15 protein-coding genes and 1 other annotated feature are annotated in these 17,510 nt (G+C 40.7%); of the genes, 9 read left to right on the top strand and 6 right to left on the bottom strand.

Annotated elements, in window-relative coordinates:
- Nucleotides 1-60 precede the first annotated feature (60 nt).
- The 3 genes from coaBC (at nucleotide 61) to BHF69_RS10855 (ending at nucleotide 3,613) form a co-directional block, all read left to right on the top strand.
- Nucleotides 61-1,254, top strand: a complete 1,194-nt coding sequence (gene coaBC / locus BHF69_RS10865; RefSeq protein ID WP_075671444.1) for a bifunctional phosphopantothenoylcysteine decarboxylase/phosphopantothenate--cysteine ligase CoaBC — start codon at nucleotides 61-63, stop codon at nucleotides 1,252-1,254.
- A gap of 183 nt (nucleotides 1,255-1,437) precedes the next feature.
- Nucleotides 1,438-2,931, top strand: a complete 1,494-nt coding sequence (locus BHF69_RS10860; protein WP_075671442.1) for a sensor histidine kinase — start codon at nucleotides 1,438-1,440, stop codon at nucleotides 2,929-2,931.
- A complete protein-coding gene (locus BHF69_RS10855) occupies nucleotides 2,924-3,613 on the top strand; it encodes a response regulator transcription factor (RefSeq protein ID WP_075671440.1) in 690 nt (229 codons plus the stop codon). The genes BHF69_RS10860 and BHF69_RS10855 overlap by 8 nt, the downstream gene beginning before the upstream one ends.
- A gap of 60 nt (nucleotides 3,614-3,673) precedes the next feature.
- Here the strand turns inward: BHF69_RS10855 and BHF69_RS10850 are convergent, their stop codons facing one another.
- The gene (locus BHF69_RS10850) at nucleotides 3,674-4,054 is read right to left on the bottom strand and encodes a desulfoferrodoxin family protein (protein ID WP_075671438.1); all 381 of its coding nucleotides are present in this window, start codon (nucleotides 4,052-4,054) and stop codon (nucleotides 3,674-3,676) included.
- 283 nt (nucleotides 4,055-4,337) lie between these two features.
- Between BHF69_RS10850 and BHF69_RS10845 the strand changes: the two genes are divergently transcribed.
- The 3 genes from BHF69_RS10845 (at nucleotide 4,338) to BHF69_RS10835 (ending at nucleotide 7,212) form a co-directional block, all read left to right on the top strand.
- Nucleotides 4,338-5,012, top strand: a complete 675-nt coding sequence (locus BHF69_RS10845) for a C40 family peptidase (protein WP_075671436.1) — start codon at nucleotides 4,338-4,340, stop codon at nucleotides 5,010-5,012.
- A 204-nt stretch (nucleotides 5,013-5,216) separates the two neighbouring features.
- Nucleotides 5,217-5,933, top strand: a complete 717-nt coding sequence (locus BHF69_RS10840; protein WP_075671434.1) for an RluA family pseudouridine synthase — start codon at nucleotides 5,217-5,219, stop codon at nucleotides 5,931-5,933.
- Nucleotides 5,934-6,108: 175 nt separating this feature from the next.
- The gene (locus tag BHF69_RS10835) at nucleotides 6,109-7,212 is read left to right on the top strand and encodes a C40 family peptidase (RefSeq protein WP_075671432.1); all 1,104 of its coding nucleotides are present in this window, start codon (nucleotides 6,109-6,111) and stop codon (nucleotides 7,210-7,212) included.
- A 59-nt stretch (nucleotides 7,213-7,271) separates the two neighbouring features.
- On the opposite strand, the gene aroF is transcribed toward BHF69_RS10835, so the two are convergent.
- Nucleotides 7,272-8,294, bottom strand: coding sequence for a 3-deoxy-7-phosphoheptulonate synthase (gene aroF / locus BHF69_RS10830; protein ID WP_075671430.1), 1,023 nt, complete (start codon nucleotides 8,292-8,294; stop codon nucleotides 7,272-7,274).
- A gap of 47 nt (nucleotides 8,295-8,341) precedes the next feature.
- Nucleotides 8,342-9,355 (bottom strand): 3-dehydroquinate synthase, encoded by a 1,014-nt coding sequence (gene aroB / locus BHF69_RS10825; protein ID WP_075671428.1) that lies wholly within the window; start codon nucleotides 9,353-9,355, stop codon nucleotides 8,342-8,344.
- A gap of 197 nt (nucleotides 9,356-9,552) precedes the next feature.
- Nucleotides 9,553-9,759, top strand: a binding site (T-box leader).
- Nucleotides 9,760-9,841: 82 nt separating this feature from the next.
- On the opposite strand from aroB, the gene proS reads away from it, so the two are divergent.
- The gene (gene proS, locus BHF69_RS10820) at nucleotides 9,842-11,284 is read left to right on the top strand and encodes a proline--tRNA ligase (RefSeq protein ID WP_075671426.1); all 1,443 of its coding nucleotides are present in this window, start codon (nucleotides 9,842-9,844) and stop codon (nucleotides 11,282-11,284) included.
- Between the two features lie 27 nt (nucleotides 11,285-11,311).
- Nucleotides 11,312-12,664 (top strand): CCA tRNA nucleotidyltransferase, encoded by a 1,353-nt coding sequence (locus BHF69_RS10815; protein WP_075671424.1) that lies wholly within the window; start codon nucleotides 11,312-11,314, stop codon nucleotides 12,662-12,664.
- On the opposite strand, the gene BHF69_RS10810 is transcribed toward BHF69_RS10815, so the two are convergent.
- The 3 genes from BHF69_RS10810 to BHF69_RS10800 form a co-directional block, all read right to left on the bottom strand.
- A complete protein-coding gene (locus tag BHF69_RS10810) occupies nucleotides 12,661-13,422 on the bottom strand; it encodes a TIGR03915 family putative DNA repair protein (RefSeq protein ID WP_075671422.1) in 762 nt (253 codons plus the stop codon). The two genes, BHF69_RS10815 and BHF69_RS10810, sit on opposite strands and share 4 nt — an antisense overlap.
- Nucleotides 13,423-13,471: 49 nt before the next feature.
- Complete coding sequence (locus BHF69_RS10805; protein WP_075671420.1) at nucleotides 13,472-14,947, bottom strand: putative DNA modification/repair radical SAM protein; 1,476 nt, start codon at nucleotides 14,945-14,947, stop codon at nucleotides 13,472-13,474.
- Between the two features lie 100 nt (nucleotides 14,948-15,047).
- On the bottom strand, nucleotides 15,048-15,764 hold the full coding sequence (locus BHF69_RS10800; RefSeq protein WP_075671418.1) for a GDSL-type esterase/lipase family protein: 717 nt from the start codon (nucleotides 15,762-15,764) through the stop codon (nucleotides 15,048-15,050).
- Between the two features lie 569 nt (nucleotides 15,765-16,333).
- Here BHF69_RS10800 and BHF69_RS10795 point away from each other — a divergent pair.
- Entirely contained in the window at nucleotides 16,334-17,506 is a 1,173-nt protein-coding gene (locus BHF69_RS10795) for a YkvI family membrane protein (protein ID WP_075671416.1), read from the top strand.
- The last annotated feature ends 4 nt before the right edge of the window (nucleotides 17,507-17,510 follow it).

The following is a 17,510-nucleotide window of genomic DNA, read 5'->3' as shown; positions in this document are numbered from 1 at the left end:
GAACATTGTTTAAGAAGTAAAGCGGCGCCTGCATAAAGCGCCGCTTTTTGGGAGATTATCATGTTAAAAGGAAAGACAGTAGTATTAGGTGTAACTGGAAGTATCGCAGCATATAAGATGGCAAATGTGGCCAGTATGTTAATTAAGAAGCATTGTGATGTGCATGTGATCATGACACAGAATGCGACCAATTTTATTACACCGGTAACATTTGAAACATTGACCAATCATAAATGTCTGGTGGATACATTTGACCGTAATTTTCAATTTCATGTGGCACATGTATCTCTGGCTCAGCAGGCGGACTGTATGCTGATCGCACCGGCATCTGCCAATGTAATTGGAAAGATCGCCAATGGAATTGCAGATGATATGCTGACTACGACCATTATGGCATGTGATGCACCAAAGATCATCGCACCGGCCATGAATACCCATATGTTCCAAAATCAGATTGTACAGGATAATTTAAAGAAATTAGAGCATTACGGTTATGAGATCATTGCACCGGCAGCAGGCCGTCTGGCGTGTGGAGATGTGGGAGCAGGTAAGCTTCCGAGTGAAGAGGTGTTAGTAGAGTATATCGAAAAGGCAATTGCCAAACCAAAGGATCTGGCTGGAAAGAAAATATTAGTAACAGCTGGTCCAACCAGGGAATCCATTGATCCAGTGCGTTTTATTACCAATCATTCTACCGGAAAGATGGGGTATGCCATTGCCAGAGCAGCAATGCTTCGAGGTGCAGAGGTTACTCTGGTGAGTGGACAGACGAATCTTACGCCACCTCCATTTGTAAACGTAGTTTCTGTTGTCAGTGCACAGGATATGTTTGAAGCAGTGAGAGATCATTTTGAAGAACAGGATGTGATCATCAAATCAGCTGCAGTTGCAGACTACCGTCCAGCCAAGGTAAGTGATGAGAAGATTAAGAAAAAAGATGGAGATATGTCCATTGAAATGGAGCGCACAACAGATATTTTACAGTATTTGGCAGGGCATCGAAGAGAGGACCAGTTTATCTGTGGATTTTCTATGGAAACACAGAATATGCTGGAAAATTCCAGAAGAAAGCTTGCGAAAAAGAAGCTGGATATGATCGTTGCCAACAATCTGAAGGTAGAAGGAGCTGGATTTGGAACGGATACCAATGTGGTGACCTTTATTACCAAGGATCAGGAAAAGACATTGGAACGGATGTCAAAGCAGGAGGTTGCCGATCAGCTTCTGGACTTTATTCTCCAAGAACAGGCCTAAGCGGACAGGAAAAGATAAATTTTTACAAATCCTTATGGCTACTTTATAGAAAATTTATGAAATGCACTCTTCTCCTATGGTATAATATGAGAAAGAGCAGATACGAAAAAATAGAAACTGCTGTCTGCGGGATGCGGAGAGCAGTTTGTTTTATCATATAGGACCTTCAGGAGGAAAAGCGGTATGAAAGTAGTGCATAAAATACGAATTATATTTTTACCGGCGATTGTATTACCATTGACCCTGATTGTAATATCAATCGCCATTCTTAGTTTCTCATATACCAAATCTATTTATAGTACTGGCAGTCAGAGTGGCACGATCGACAGTTTCGTGAATACGACCCAGACGATGAATGCTCTGACCAGTGATACTTTTGAAGAGATTAAGAGAATTGCACGGGAGGCACCGGAGACTTTTGAGAATCCGGATTATATTGAAAAAGTGAATCAGGCTTTACAAAAAAAGGATTCTTATCTGATCATTCGAAAAAACAATGAGATCATCTATCGGGGGACGAAAGAAAAGCATACAGAGGTGGAAAGTATGCTGCCACAATATGGGTCCACGATCAGTTCGGAAGACAGTGGAATTTTAATTGGGGAACCGGAGAATTTTCTGATCAAGCAACAGGATTTTGTATTTAGTGATTCGGAACCGGGAACAATCTTTATATTGACCAATCTGGATAATATTACTCCTCATTTCCGCAAGATTATACTTCAGCTCATTTTATCTGTTGTGCTGATCTTATTTATGACAAGTTCCCTTCTTACATGGTATATGTATTATGAATTTGTACGTCCGATCAATCTGCTTAAGGATGGAACGGATCGTATTCGGGAAGGTGATCTGGATACAGATGTGGAAATACTGAATAAAGATGAGATAGGTGATCTTTGTGTGTCTTTTAATGAGATGAGAGCAGAGCTTAAGAAATCCATCAATGACCGACTGCGATATGAGGAGGAGACACGAGAGCTGATCAGCAATATTTCTCATGATCTGAAGACTCCGCTTACGGCAATCAAAGGATATTCGGAAGCGATCATGGATGGTGTTGCGGATACACCAGAGAAGATGGAACGTTATATTCGCACAATTTATAATAAGGCCAATGATATGGATGGGCTGTTGAATGAATTATCCATTGCTTCCAAGATTGACTGTAATACAATTCCATATAATTTTACAAAGATTGATATCGAAAGTTATTTTAATGATTGTATGGATGAGATCGGTTCTGATCTGGAACAGAAAAATATGGACTTTGCATTTTTTAATTACTGTGAAAAGCATTGTTTCGTTATGGCGGATCCAGAACAGCTTAAGAGGGTCATCATGAATATTATCAGTAATGCCTGCAAATATAGTGGGGCAAAGAACAAAGGCCATGTGAATATCCGTTTAAAGGAGATGGAGACTTATGTGCAGGTAGAGATTGAAGATGATGGAATTGGAATCAGCGCCAAGGATTTGCCGAACATCTTTAACCGTTTGTATCGGGCCGATGCGTCCAGAAGCAGTTCTGGTGGAAGTGGATTGGGACTATCGATTTCCAAGAAGATCATTGAGGATCACGGCGGACATATATGGGCCAGCAGCAAATTGCATACCGGAACTACGATTTATTTCACATTAAATAAAGTGACTGAGGAGGATGAAGAATATGAGTAAAATACTGATTGTTGAGGATGAGCTGAGCATTGCCGAACTAGAAAAGGATTATTTAGAATTGAGCTCCTTTGAAGTAGACATTGAGACCGATGGTAAGAGTGGACTGGAAAGAGCCTTGGCTGAAGATTACGATATGATCATTTTGGATTTGATGCTTCCAGAGATGGATGGATTTGAAATCTGTAAGAAGATTCGTGCCCAGAAGGATATCCCGATTCTTATGGTATCTGCCAAAAAGGATGATATTGATAAGATTCATGGATTTGGCCTGGGGGCAGACGATTACATTACCAAGCCATTTAGCCCAAGCGAGCTGGTAGCAAGAGTAAAGGCACATCTGGCACGTTATGAACGGTTGGTCGGAACCAATGCAAAGGAAAACGATATTATCGAGATCCGTGGGATCAAGATTGATAAGACGGCACGTCGGGTATATGTAAATGGAGAAGAAAAAGCCTTTACTACAAAGGAATTTGATCTGCTTACTTTCCTGGCTAGTAATCCAAACCGGGTATTTAAAAAAGAAGAGTTATTTAATAAAATCTGGGATATGGAATCCATTGGAGATATTGCAACGGTAACCGTACACATTAAAAAGATTCGTGAGAAGATTGAATTTGATACATCCAAACCTCAGTATATTGAAACCATCTGGGGTGTTGGATATCGATTTAAAATTTAAGAAGAAACATTTCAAAATAAAAAAGAGCGGATATCGCTCTTTTTTATTACATAAATTCGGTTATACAGTTGTTTTCCAAAGTCCATGAAGATTGCAGTAAGCATAAGCAGCAATAACTTCATCTCCATCGCTGAGCATAAATGTTGTCTCAGGTGCATCACCTGGCTGTAAAGTCTTTCTCTGATTGCCTTGTTTTGTTTCGATAGAAATCCATTCAATATAGTGAACGTCTGCCATAGGATGTTCTACAGAACTTACGGTAACAGTTACTTTGTTACTATCAACAGCGATGACCGGAAGATGTTTTTCAACAGCGGCATCTACGGAACCAGGAACTAACTCTGTCATCTTCTGCCCACAGCACATAACAGGTACGCCTTTATCCTTTACCATAGCAATCATGTTACCACAATGTTCACACACAAAAAATCTCTGTCCCATAACCGTCTCCTCCTGTTCTTCATAAAATATATTTTCATTCTATATCATTTTGTTATCCTTAGTATACTATAAAAAAATGGAGAAATCTGTAACAAATGTTACACGATAGTGTTTTTTATAAAAGGGTAAATGCAAAGATGTTTGGGTGAACGTTTTATTTAAGGAGCAAGGTCTTTATAAATGTTACATAAATAGTATAAATATTACAAAAATATTACAAAAATATTGACAAATTTAAAATATAGACATATAATAAAGAGGTAATAAAGAGAAAGGAGGGCCTATGAGAAAGAAATTTTTTTGTATGATTTTTGTCTATATGTTAAGTATATGTTCTGCATTTAGTTTACCTATGATTACACAGATGGAAACCGTATACGCAACATATAGCAGATATGTAACAGCAAGCTCATTATGCATAAGAAAGAGTACATCCACATCGTCAGCAGTAGTGGGACATTATACAAAAGGAGCAAAGATTACTTGTTATGGAACCAGCGGGAATTGGACGAAGGTAAAATATAATGGTTATTATCGATATGTATATACCAGTTATTTGTCCAGCAGTAAGCCATCATCCAGCAGTAGTTCCTCTTCCACAACGGGAACAAAGGTTGCCAATTATGCGGTACAATTTGTGGGTAATCCGTATAAATGGGGAGGAGAGAGCCTGACCAATGGGGCAGATTGTTCCGGATTTACCAAAGCAGTCTATGCACATTTTGGGTATTCCCTGCCACATAGTTCGATCAGTCAGCGTTCCTGTGGAACAGCAGTCAGCTGGAGCAACAAAAAGGTAGGAGATTTAATCTGTTATAATCAGATTGATGGAGTTGGGCATGTAGGAATCTATATTGGAAATAATCAAGTGGTTCATGCTGGAAGCAGCAGCACAGGAATACATATTTCTGCCGCAAATTATCGTAGTGTGTGGGGTGTAAGAAGAATCGTAAAATAAATGAAAAAGAGGCTTATTCAGATGTTAGGTGAGGACATTTGAATAAGCTTTTTTTTCATTATAGAACAAGTTTTTGTTGTTGCACATTTGTGGTATTCAAGTTATAATTCTTATGTTTTGTCAAAGAAATCGTATTTGATGAGGCATTTGGGAAGGAAAGAAATTGTTATGTTTCGAAAATGAATGATAGAAAAGGAAGAGAGTATGAGAAAAAATTGTAAAAAACCAGAGATTTTATACATAGATCAGGAAATTATCGTATGCATCAAGCCGCAGGGAATGCCAGTACAGAATGATAAGTCCAGAGATTTGAGCGTATTAAATTACCTGAAGAATGAAATTGTAAGAAGAGAAAAATTAAAAACAGAGCCACAGGTATTCGTAGTCCATCGTTTAGACCGCCCGGTAGGAGGGGTTATGGTATTTGCCAGAACGAAGACGGCAGCAGCAGCCTTAAGTGGACAGATGCAGGATGGAACCTTTGATAAATATTATCAGGCTGTGCTAACTGGATTTCTTCCAGCGGAGGAAGGAAGTCTTACCAATTATCTTTTAAAGGATGGAAAGACCAATTGTTCTAAGGCGGTAAAGAAGGGAACAAAGGGAGCCAAAGAAGCAGTTCTGGAATATGAGGTGCTGGATATTTTAGAAACGGATCAGGGGGATTATACGTATGCGTTGATTCATCTGTTAACTGGCAGACACCATCAGATTCGTGTGCAGTGCGCCAAGGCAGGTGCAGGTATCTGGGGAGATACCAAGTATAATCCGAAATTCCAGAAGGCAAAGAAGAAATATCATCAGATTGGTTTATATGCAACGAGGATTTCTTTTGAACATCCGACAACGGGGAAAAGGATGGTATTTAAGACAGAACCAGAAGGAGAGGCTTTCGATCTTTTGGATGCAGAGGAATTCTAAGGTGTCTGATTCGACTTTTGTTTGAAAACGGCCTCGAATGATTGGGAAAAACTGCCAAAATATTACGAAAAAATCAAAATTGTTACAAAAATATTACGATACGTAATTGCAAAATCCATGATTTATGATAAAATAAATTGGTCGGTAAAAATACGGTATGTGTTTAGGAGGAATTATGAGAAAAAGTTTATGGAAGAAGATTCTGATATATACGTTAAGTATATGCATGGTCCTGGGTATGACCATGGCAATGGGAATCCAAGATACTGCGGCATCTTATGTCCGATATGTAACAGCCAGCTCCTTAAATATCAGAAAGACAGCATCTGGAAAGGCAGCTGTTGTCGGATATTATTATAAAGGAGATAAGGTCACCTGTTATGGAGTAGTAGATGGGTGGACAAAGGTAAAATATAATGGATATTATCGATATGTATCCGGCAGTTATCTTTCCAGCAGCAAACCATCATCTGGAGGAAGTTCAACAGGAAGTACATATACCAGATATGTGACGGCAAGCACTTTAAATGTACGTAAGACAGCATCCTATAGTGGAACGGTAGTAGGCTCTTACAGCAAAGGGGCAAAGCTGACCTGCTACGGAAGAAGCGGAGACTGGACGAAGATCAAGTATAATGGTTATTATCGTTATGTAGCCACACAATATTTATCCAGCAGCAAACCATCATCTGGAGAAAGTTCAACGGGAAGTACATATACCAGATATGTGACGGCAAGTACTTTAAATGTGCGTAAGACAGCATCCTATAGTGGAACGGTAGTAGGCTCTTACAGCAAAGGGGCAAAGCTGACCTGCTATGGAAGAAGTGGAGATTGGACGAAGATTAAGTATAATGGCTATTATCGTTATGTATGTACTCAGTATTTATCATCCTCTAAACCTTCTACAGGAAGCACGGTAACGGGGAAGGATGTTGCCAATTATGCAGTACAGTTTGTGGGAAATCCCTATAAATGGGGCGGAGAAAGTCTGACCAATGGAGCCGATTGTTCTGGCTTTACCAAGGCAGTATTTGCCCATTTTGGATATTCTCTTCCACATAACTCCATAGATCAGAGAGGATATGGAACAGCTGTCAGCTGGTCTAATAAGCAGCCAGGAGACCTGATCTGTTATAATCAGATCGATGGAGTTGGACATGTAGGAATTTATATTGGAAATAATCAGGTGGTTCATGCTGGAAGCAGCAGCACTGGAATTCACATCTCCAAAGCGGATTATCGCAGTGTATGGGGTGTAAGAAGAATTGTAAGATAAAGCAAACAAAGAAACCCCGTGTCCATAAAATTTGAGGACACGGGGTTTAAAAAATCGATTTAAGCGATGTCTCTTCCTACAATCTGAGCAATGGCTCTTGCTTTTTCGATCAATGTCTGGAATTTTTTTGGTTTTAGACACTGGGCACCATCAGACCAGGCCTGATCAGGATTTTCATGAACTTCAATAATGAGTCCATCACATCCGGCAGCGACAGCGGCGAGAGAAACAGCTTCTACCAGCTTCCAATCACCTGTTGCATGGGATGGATCAATGATGATCGGTAAATGAGTCTTTTCTTTTACGATTGGAATAACGCTTAAGTCCAGCGTATTACGTGTGGCTGTTTCGTAGGTACGAATGCCTCGTTCGCAAAGGATGACGTGTGGATTACCATTTGCCATAATATATTCTGCGGACATGATCCATTCATCGATGGTATTGCAAAGACCACGTTTTAATAAAACTGGTTTGGTCGTGCGCTTTCCAACTTCTTTTAATAATTCAAAGTTCTGCATGTTTCTGGCACCAATCTGAATCAAATCCACGTTTTCTTCGAATTCTTCAATCTTATCAGCACTCATAAGCTCAGAGACGATCGGAAGGCCAGTCTGATTTCTTGCTTCCACCATTGCCATAATTCCAGCAGTACCCATTCCCTGGAATGCGTATGGACTGGTACGTGGTTTGTATGCGCCGCCACGGAGCATACAGCCACCGGCTTCTTTTACCTTTTTCGCTACGGAACAAACCATCTCTTCGCTTTCTACAGAGCAGGGACCTCCGATCATGACCAGAGGGGATTTGCCACCCACTTTGATTCCTGCCACGTCGATGACAGAATCTTCTGGATGGAAGAGACGATTGGCCAACTTGTATTGTGCTACAATACGAACGACGTCTTTGACAGCCTTGTTTGCTTTGATTGTTTTTTCATCTAATTTAGAGGTATCGCCTTCGATACCATATACTGTATATAAATCACCGATGCAGGCATGAATCCGGCATCCGGCGTCTTTGATTTCTTTGTGTAACTGATTGATATATTGCTGTTCAGCATTTTGCTTTAATGTAATTACCATTGTGAATACTCCTTTTTTCTAAATTCAAGTCGATGTTCTAAGCCATACTAAAATGGCCCCTGTTTTAATAAAGTCAAAAGCTCTGTTTGAGGAAGGTCCTTAATATAGGCTTTTCCTGGTTCATCAACCCATACGGTGGAAACGATTCCATCTGCCGCCTTTTTGTCCATGGTCGTAATCTCATATACTTTTTGAATATCGTAATCATCTGTAATCGGAAGTCCCATACGGGTACAGATCTTCTTTAGGCGTTGTTTTAATTCCTTAGAAGTAATAAAATAAAACATACCCATGGCAACACATTCTCCATGCAGATATTTTTCCAAATTGTAGTAAGCTTCAATTCCATGACCAATTGTGTGGCCAAAGTTTAATAGCTTTCGAAGATTGCTTTCTTTTTCATCCTGTTGAACAACGTCTCTCTTCATACAAAGAGACTGATAGATGATTTCCTCCAGATGATCTTCATAATCCTCTCGCTCGAAAAGCTCAAAGAGTGCAGGATTACGGATCAGACCAGCCTTGATGGCCTCTGCCAATCCATTGATCTTTTGTCTTTCTGGTAAGGTAGAAAGTGTATCAAAATCAATGAGGACCAGTTTTGGATGATAAAAGGCTCCTACAATATTTTTAACCTTTCCTAAATTGATCGCAGTCTTTCCGCCAATGCTGCTGTCAATCTGAGAAAGAGTTGTGGTAGGGATAGACATAAAATCAATTCCCCGCATATAGCTTGCTGCAACGAATCCAGCCAGGTCTCCGATCACACCTCCGCCAAGGGCGATCAACAGATCTTTTCGGCTCATATGGAATTCCAGGCAGGCTGTTAATACTTTTTCATATGTTTGCATGCTCTTGCTTTCTTCTCCACTGGCAACACGATAGACCGTGGAGTTTGGGCACTGTGCCTGAACAGTGTCTACCCATCGATCCGGGATGTTATCATCGGTTAAGATAAAGACTTTTCTATTTAAATTGATAAAAGAAGAAATCCGATTGATACAGCCACGTTCCAGAATAATGTCATATTCTGCAGAAGCAGTCTGCATGGTAAGCTTCATAAATTCATCTCCTCACTGCTAATATTTAATGTGATGAAGTGTAGCACTTCAACGCAATAAAGTGATTATAGTACGCAGGATGATAAAAGTCAACCCGATACAGAAAAACTTTTTGTCTTTTTTGAAAATGCATGGATTGGTGGAGAAGAATCGGGAATTTCAAAAGTTGACAAAAAGGAGTTCTTCTTTTAAAATAAAAGTTGACTGTGAAAAGGGATAGTACATAGGAGTATTTGTTATCAGAGAGGAAACCAGGAGGTGTGAAGTTTCCAGCAGATCCTTATGGAACCTGCCTTGGAGTCTCTGCTGGAAACGGCAGCGCAGGTCAGCGTTACGGATCAGATGAGTGAATTCATGATTTGAATTAATCAGGGTGGTACCGCCGGACGATTTCGGTCCCTATGGGGGATGGAAGTGTTCGGCGTTTTTCAATTTTTAAGATTGAAATACCCTTTGCCGTAAAAGAAAAAGATGGAGGAAAGAGATATGGCAAAAGAAAATAAAAAACTAGTAGAAGCGATTACACCAATGGATGAGGATTTTGCTCAATGGTATACAGATGTGGTAAAAAAAGCAGAATTGATGCAGTATTCCAGCGTGAAGGGATGTATGATCATCCGTCCACGTGGTTATGCCATCTGGGAAAATATTCAGAGGGAATTAGACCGTAGATTTAAGGAAACCGGAGTGGAAAATGTCGCAATGCCAATGTTCATTCCAGAAAGTTTGTTACAGAGAGAAAAGGACCATGTAGAGGGATTTGCACCAGAGGTTGCGTGGGTTACACATGGAGGAGCCAATGAATTACAGGAACGTCTGTGTGTACGTCCTACTTCTGAGACTTTATTCTGTGATTTTTATGCAGATATCATTCAGTCTTACCGTGACCTTCCTAAAGTATATAATCAGTGGTGTTCTGTAGTAAGATGGGAAAAGACAACTCGTCCATTCTTACGTTCTTCTGAATTCTTATGGCAGGAAGGACACACTGCTCATGCAACTGCAGAAGAGGCAGAGGAAAGAACCGTTCAGATGTTAAATCTGTATGCAGATTTCTGTGAAGAAGTGTTGGCAATCCCAATGGTAAAAGGTCAAAAGACAGAGAAGGAAAAATTTGCAGGGGCACATGCAACGTATACGATTGAAGCATTGATGCACGATGGAAAGGCATTACAGTCTGGAACCAGTCATAACTTCGGAGATGGATTTGCAAAGGCCTTTGGAATTCAGTATACAGATAAAAATAATAAATTACAGTATGTACATCAGACCTCATGGGGAATGTCTACACGTATCATCGGAGCAATTATTATGGTACATGGGGATGATTCTGGTTTGGTACTTCCACCAAGAATTGCACCAACACAGGTTATGATTATTCCGATCATGCAGAAAAAAGCAGGTGTATTGGAGAAGGCAGAAGAGATTCGCCAGAATCTGATAAAATCTGGATATCGTGTAAAAGTAGATGATTCTGATAAGAGTCCGGGATGGAAGTTCAGCGAACAGGAAGTTCAGGGTATTCCAGTTCGTGTAGAAATCGGACCAAAGGATATTGAAAAGAATCAGGCAGTTATTGTACGCCGTGACACAAGAGAGAAGATCTTTGTTTCTATTGATGAATTAGATACGAAGCTTCAGGAAGTGTTGGATCAGATGCATGACGATATGCTTGCAAGAGCGAAAAAACATGTGGAAGATAATACACACGTAGCAAATGACTGGGAAGAATTCTGTTCTATTATCGAAGAAAAACAGGGATTTGTAAAAGCTATGTGGTGTGGCGATAAAGAGTGTGAAGAAGCAATCAAAGATGAAACAGGAGCAACGACTCGCTGTATGCCATTTGAACAGGAACATTTAGGAGATGTCTGTGTTCATTGTGGAAAACCAGCTAAGAAAATGGTTTACTTCGGAAAAGCATACTAAAGTGAGGGATGATCAGGGGAGATAAGAATGAAGATAACAATACCGCAACATGCCAATTTCATAATTAACACCTTAATGGAACATGGATATGAAGCTTATATTGTAGGTGGATGTGTAAGAGATTCCTTGCTTTGCAAAGAACCGAAGGACTGGGATATCACCACATCGGCTTCTCCTAAGCAGGTGAAAGTACTCTTTTCTCATACCATTGATACAGGAATTGAGCATGGGACGGTAACGGTCATGATGGGAAGGGAGCCTTATGAGGTAACGACCTATCGAATCGATGGAACCTATGAGGACCATAGACGGCCGAAAGAGGTTGTCTTTACCAAATGTTTGAAAGAAGATCTTCTACGCAGGGATTTTACCATTAATGCCATGGCATATAACGAACAGGAAGGTTTGATAGACCTGTACGGAGGCAAAGAGGATCTGGAAGCTGGAGTGATTCGATGTGTTGGAGAAGCCAGACAGAGATTTGATGAAGATGCTTTACGGATACTAAGGGCATTACGGTTTGCGGCGAGGTTGGATTTTTCCATTGAAGAACAGACAAAGCAGGCCATGGTTGAAAAAAGGGAATTTCTAAAGGATATCAGTGCTGAGCGGATTCGGGAGGAATTGACGAAGATACTTGTCTCTCCTCATCCGGAATTCCTGGTTATGGCTTATGAGCTTGGTATAACAAAAATTATTTTACCGGAATGGGATCGCATGATGGAAACACCACAGAGGAATCCGCATCATAAATATTCTGTGGGAATGCATACGCTTCATAGCATTTGTGGAGTGGAACCAGATGTGGTGCTTCGTTATGCAATGCTTTTACATGATGCCGGAAAGCCGGATTGTAAAACAACCGATCAGGAAGGCATTGATCATTTTAACAGGCATCCACTGCGCAGTAAGGAGATTGCCAGACAGGTGTTACGGAGACTAAAATTTGACAATGATACCGTAAAGAAAGTCGTGACTTTAGTGGAATGGCATGACTGGAGATTTTCTTCTTCTAAACAGGTCAATAAAAAAGGCGTTCGGCGTCTGGCTAATCAGATTGGAACGCAGATGTGTTATCTTCTTTTTCAAGTACAAAGAGCCGATATAATGGCACAAAGTGACTATCAACAGGAGGAAAAGCTGGAGATATTGGAAAAGACCAGACTTCTATTGGATGAAATCGTGGCAGACAACGAATGCCTGACCTTAAAGGAACTTGCAATGGACGGAAGAGGTCTCATGGAATTGGGAATCAAGCCAGGTAAGGAGATGGGAAGGATTCTGAATCTTCTTCTGGAACGGGTGCTGGAGCAACCGGAATTAAACGAACACGAAACGTTAGTCCAGTTGGTACACAGGATATTAGAAGATCAGAATTAGTGAAATTCCGTCATGTGTTTGCGATACCATAGTGGAAGCATATTCCTCTGACAGCGAGGATTCTTTCGCTGTTCGATACCAATGCTTTTGAAAAAAACTTTCCAAAGATCAACAAATGGGTCATCCCTCAATTGAGAGAGATGGTCCATTTCTTTTTTTGATAGTGTAGTCAGATAATAATCCTGATCAGCTGGATGCACTACAGCAGTATAGCGGGTATCATCAATAATCATCCAGTTTTCAGAAGGAAGTCGGTCCGCAAAATGAGGGGCAGTCAGTGTCAGCACATTGCTTTTCGGAGAAATATGGCTGACCAATACATCTCCAGGAAGATTGGAAAAGCGGATAAACTCTCGATGAGAATGTGCTTCATTACTGACCGACCGGTCCAGTTCCAATATCCGCATTACAGTTGGCTCCTGCAAATAATTGATGATGGAAGCACCATAATAAAAGCCAACCACAAGAAAACGGTAGATGGCATCTAATTTGTCATCCTGATCGGACATGGCAGCACGATAGATCATCATATAAGCACGCATGGAAATCTTCTTCTGAATGGAACGAACAACACTTGCTGCTTTGGCAGAGTCCTTTTCCACATGGCGATAGTCGCAAAAAAGCTCCAGATTACCAATGGGCTCAGTTCTCAGCTGGACATGGGAATGTCCAAGTCTGGAAGCCCATGCATCGTAAATGCAGGTCATCATATCTTCAAATTGATCATTACAGGTAAACACTGTCTTTCTCTCATCCATCATATTCTCCTAATACCATCCCTTTCATGTGTGAGCGATAAAGCTAAAATCAGATCTGACCGGAGATGGATTTCTGATAATCCTCAGTGGTTGTCCCTCTTGAAAAGTGAAAATCATCAAAAAGAGACAATTGGCGATAGGTCTGCGGATGCTCGATCGCCCATGCCTGTCTGGAATCCTCCCCTGTCAGTTGTCTGGTAATAAAATTCTCTTCTATAGGAATCCGATACATCATTTTCCCATTGCAAGTAATAAAATACTTGGCTCTCTTTAAAACAACACCTATCTTTTTTAAATGACTAAAATCCAAATAGCCCTGCTTTCGTGCTTTTACGATTCGTTGGGCGGATTTGGTTCCAATTCCAGGTACTCGTAGGAGCTTAGCATAACTGGCAGTGTTGACTTCGACAGGAAATAATTCCAGATGTCGGAGTGCCCAGTCACACTTAGGATCCAGCAGAATATTAAAGTTGGGGTGATCCGTGGATAATAGTTCATCTGCATGAAAACCATAAAAGCGAAGCAGCCAGTCTGCCTGATAAAGTCGATGCTCACGAAGCAGAGGAGGAGCAGTATCGAGGGTCGGCAGGGCAGAATCTTCATTCAAAGGCACGTAGGCGGAGAAGAAGACCCGCTTAAGATCATATTGCTGATATAGCTTCTGAGTCGTCGATAAAAGCTGTAGGTCGCTTTCTCCAGAGGCACCGATGATCATCTGTGTACTCTGTCCAGCCGGCACAAAGGAGGTGTCCTTCGGAAGCTTTGGGGGCATGGACTTCCCAACAGAAGGAACGGTCTGGCGAGTTTCCAGACGCTGATAAGGATTTTCTTCAAAAATAGAATGCCTTAAATAACGATTGCTTGTAGAACGTTCCATCTGAGGACTTTTTCCAATGGAAAGCCGATGCCCTATAATACCGTTCTGAATCTGTCGGATGGGTTTGATCAGATTCTCTGGCTTCTTATGAGGAGCCAGCGCCCTGAGGCTTTCTTTGGTTGGAAGTTCAATATTCACACTCATACGGTCAGCCAGAAAGCCAACTTTGGTAATTAGTTCTTCAGGAGCACCAGGAATGGCTTTTACATGGATATATCCACGAAAATGATACCGGGTTCTTAACAAATAAATGGTTCGATAAATCTGTTCCATAGTATAAGTTGGGCTCTTAAGAACACCGGAGCTTAAAAACAGTCCTTCAATATAATTTCTTCGATAGAATTCTACTACCAGCGTACAGATCTCCTCAGGGGTGAAGGTAGCACGGGGACGATCGTTACTTGCCCGGTTCAGGCAATACTTGCAGTCAAAAATACATTCATTGGTGAGTAAAATCTTTAACAGAGAGATGCATCGCCCGTCAGAGGCAAAGCTGTGGCAAATACCACAAGCAACAGTGTTGCCAAGAAAGCCCTTCTTGCCCCGGCGGTCGGATCCGCTAGAGGTACAGGCCACATCATACTTGGCAGCATCTGCTAAAATATTCAGTTTCTCCTGTAAAGAAAAATCTTTTGCCAGTATTTCCATATCACACCTCGAACATATGTTTTGCCTTATTATAGCATGAAAAGAAAAAACAGACAATAGAAAAACAAACAAAGGTTCGAAAAAATTTTGTGGATAAAAACTACCAGCCATTATATTCTGAAATCTTCGCGTAAATAAATCTGGCAATGGCCCGATTACCCTTTTTATTTGGATGAACCCCATCGGTGTAATATTCAGGATGGGTTTTTGTCGCTTCATACAAATCTATGCAGAGAAGATGGTATTTCTTTGCCGTAGATTTCACGATGGGATGAATCTCATTCTTGATCACAGTATTGTCGATGGATGCCAGAATAGCACCAGTTTTGGGATTTGGAAATGCTTTGGGAGGGGCAAGGAGGACAATCTGATGTTTCCAGTCTCCCCGGTTTAGTTTCTCGATCAGCTCTTCCAACTGTCTGGCATAGCGGTCTTTGTTCCAATTGATGGGCTTGGAATCATTGGTGCCAAGCATGACGAGAAAAAGGTCTGGTTTCTCATTCATGACGCTGTCTAAGTCTACATAATCTTTGTAGGGGCGGTTTCCTTCTTTTTGCAATGTTGCACCTCGGATGCCATAGTTGAGGACGGTAGCGTTTTTACCAAAGCGATGCTCAAGAAGCGAAGGCCAGGCATCTTTCTGCCGGGTTTTGAAAACACCGGAACCGAAAGTGATGCTGTCACCAATGCAGGCAACGGTGATATTTTCAGAATCTGAAATCTTTGAAGAGGACAGGTGAAAGCAGAGCAGACATCCACTCAGAAAAATTGCAATTATCATAAAAATATAAATAAATCCAAATGTTGTATGTTTCATATGTGATTCTCCTTTGAGATATTGTATACAATTATTATGATACCAGGGTCAAAAGGTCATGCTGTTCATGCTTACATGAAAAAGCATGACTTTTGACCCCAGCATCTTATTATACCATTATTCAGAAAAAAGTTTTAAAAGATGGAAAAATTAGTTGATTTTATAAAATTAAAGTGCTAAAATACAGAACAAGATGAAACCGATGAGTAAGAGGAGTAGGAACAGCCTGATTCTGTCCAGAGAGATGCCGTTTGGTGGGAGGCATACAGAACACTGTTGTGAATGGACTTACGAGGGCGGACCCAACGGCAGCGATTGTGCTTAGTAGGCGAGACGGAGGAGATGCTTCGTTAACAAGTAATGCATATGATGGTATGCAATGAGTGGGCATAGATATTATGTCAATACGGGTGGCACCGCAGGAGTGGATTTGTAGCTCTTGTCCCAGTTTTTCAGGGACAGGAGCTTTTTTTATTACATAAGAAATTCCTCGAATTCCTTAATAAAAAAATTTCTGTTCCACAGATGTAGTAAGAGAACATATATTATGGAAGGAAAGGAAGATGAAAATGAAAACGAGAAATACACATTCATTGGCATTAGGAATTGCATTTGTTGGATTTACGACACAGTTTGGAGGAGGATTTGCCTCTGGAGCACAGATTTATCAATACTTTATTAACTTTGGCATCGGGGCACTGATCATGCCCATTGTTGCACAGGCCCTGCTATCGTTATTCTATTACTATGGGATGAAATATGCTCATAGACATCACACGTATGATTACCGCAGCTTTTCTGACAGCTTTTATGGACGGTTTCGAAAGCTTTTTTCCAATTTATATGAAATCGAATATTTTGTAATGGTATGTATGGCACCAGCAGTTGCATTTGCGACGGGAGGAGCAACGTTAAATGCACTGACAGGAATTCCGTATATTATCTGTACATTGATGATCGGTGCATTTATCTTTGCAATCACTTTGTTTGGAACAGATCTGGTCAGAAAATGCTCTTCTGCATTATCCATACTGATCATAGTAGGGCTATTGGCAGTGCTAATACCAAATATCGTTGTGCAGAGAGGGGTTATTATAGACTCTATCCAGAAAATGGCAGCAGGAACGATGGCAGTCGGCTCTCAGTCAGATGGTTCCCTGGGTGAGTCTTTTCGGATGGCGTGTATCTATGGAGTTTTTCAGTTAACCGCAATTGGATTAATGTATCAGCATACAAGAAATGTAAAAGATGAAAAAGAAATCAAAAAATCCATGATTTATATGTTTATCATCGATGCAGCAGTCATGGAACTGGCAGTATTAGGATTACTGGCAATTGCCCATCTTCCACAGCTTAGCGATTACTCCGTGCCAATGCTTTTATTGGTTCAGACTGGTGTGGGTGCGTCTGTTTTAACACCAATCATTTCTATTCTGATCGTTCTTGGAGCAGTTTCGACAGGAGTCAATATGATCGCAGGAATTGTAGAAAGAAGCGTTCATCAGATAGAAAAGAAGCAGACACAGATCTCACAGGGAAAGCATCGTAGGTATACAACGATAACTGCATTGGCATTTACGTTTCTGGCATTTGGTATTGCGCAGTTTGGTCTGATTCCATTAGTGAAAACCGGATATTCTTATATCGGATATGCAACTATCGTAGTCATTGTACTTCCATTTATCATTCATTATCTTTTGGATAAGGTAAAAAAGGGAGTATTGATAACACAGGAGGTATAAAGAC

It is taken from the genome of Anaerostipes sp. 992a (genome assembly GCF_001940245.1).
Classification (GTDB): Bacteria; Bacillota; Clostridia; order Lachnospirales; family Lachnospiraceae; genus Fimousia.
The sequence above is the reverse complement of the archived record's forward strand: the minus strand, read 5'-3'. Positions and strand labels throughout refer to the sequence as shown.

Bases quoted from the DNA above. Each gene is read 5' to 3' on its own strand.
- BHF69_RS10805 (WP_075671420.1), bottom strand. From the start codon at position 14,947: ATGGAAATACTGGCAAAAGATTTTTCTTTACAGGAGAAACTGAATATT.
- BHF69_RS10795 (WP_075671416.1), top strand. From the start codon at position 16,334: ATGAAAACGAGAAATACACATTCATTGGCATTAGGAATTGCATTTGTT.
- BHF69_RS10860 (WP_075671442.1), top strand. From the start codon at position 1,438: ATGAAAGTAGTGCATAAAATACGAATTATATTTTTACCGGCGATTGTA.
- BHF69_RS10840 (WP_075671434.1), top strand. From the start codon at position 5,217: ATGAGAAAAAATTGTAAAAAACCAGAGATTTTATACATAGATCAGGAA.
- BHF69_RS10845 (WP_075671436.1), top strand. From the start codon at position 4,338: ATGAGAAAGAAATTTTTTTGTATGATTTTTGTCTATATGTTAAGTATA.
- BHF69_RS10855 (WP_075671440.1), top strand. From the start codon at position 2,924: ATGAGTAAAATACTGATTGTTGAGGATGAGCTGAGCATTGCCGAACTA.
- coaBC (WP_075671444.1), top strand. From the start codon at position 61: ATGTTAAAAGGAAAGACAGTAGTATTAGGTGTAACTGGAAGTATCGCA.
- BHF69_RS10810 (WP_075671422.1), bottom strand. From the start codon at position 13,422: ATGGATGAGAGAAAGACAGTGTTTACCTGTAATGATCAATTTGAAGAT.
- BHF69_RS10850 (WP_075671438.1), bottom strand. From the start codon at position 4,054: ATGGGACAGAGATTTTTTGTGTGTGAACATTGTGGTAACATGATTGCT.
- BHF69_RS10800 (WP_075671418.1), bottom strand. From the start codon at position 15,764: ATGAAACATACAACATTTGGATTTATTTATATTTTTATGATAATTGCA.
- BHF69_RS10815 (WP_075671424.1), top strand. From the start codon at position 11,312: ATGAAGATAACAATACCGCAACATGCCAATTTCATAATTAACACCTTA.
- proS (WP_075671426.1), top strand. From the start codon at position 9,842: ATGGCAAAAGAAAATAAAAAACTAGTAGAAGCGATTACACCAATGGAT.
- aroF (WP_075671430.1), bottom strand. From the start codon at position 8,294: ATGGTAATTACATTAAAGCAAAATGCTGAACAGCAATATATCAATCAG.
- BHF69_RS10835 (WP_075671432.1), top strand. From the start codon at position 6,109: ATGAGAAAAAGTTTATGGAAGAAGATTCTGATATATACGTTAAGTATA.
- aroB (WP_075671428.1), bottom strand. From the start codon at position 9,355: ATGAAGCTTACCATGCAGACTGCTTCTGCAGAATATGACATTATTCTG.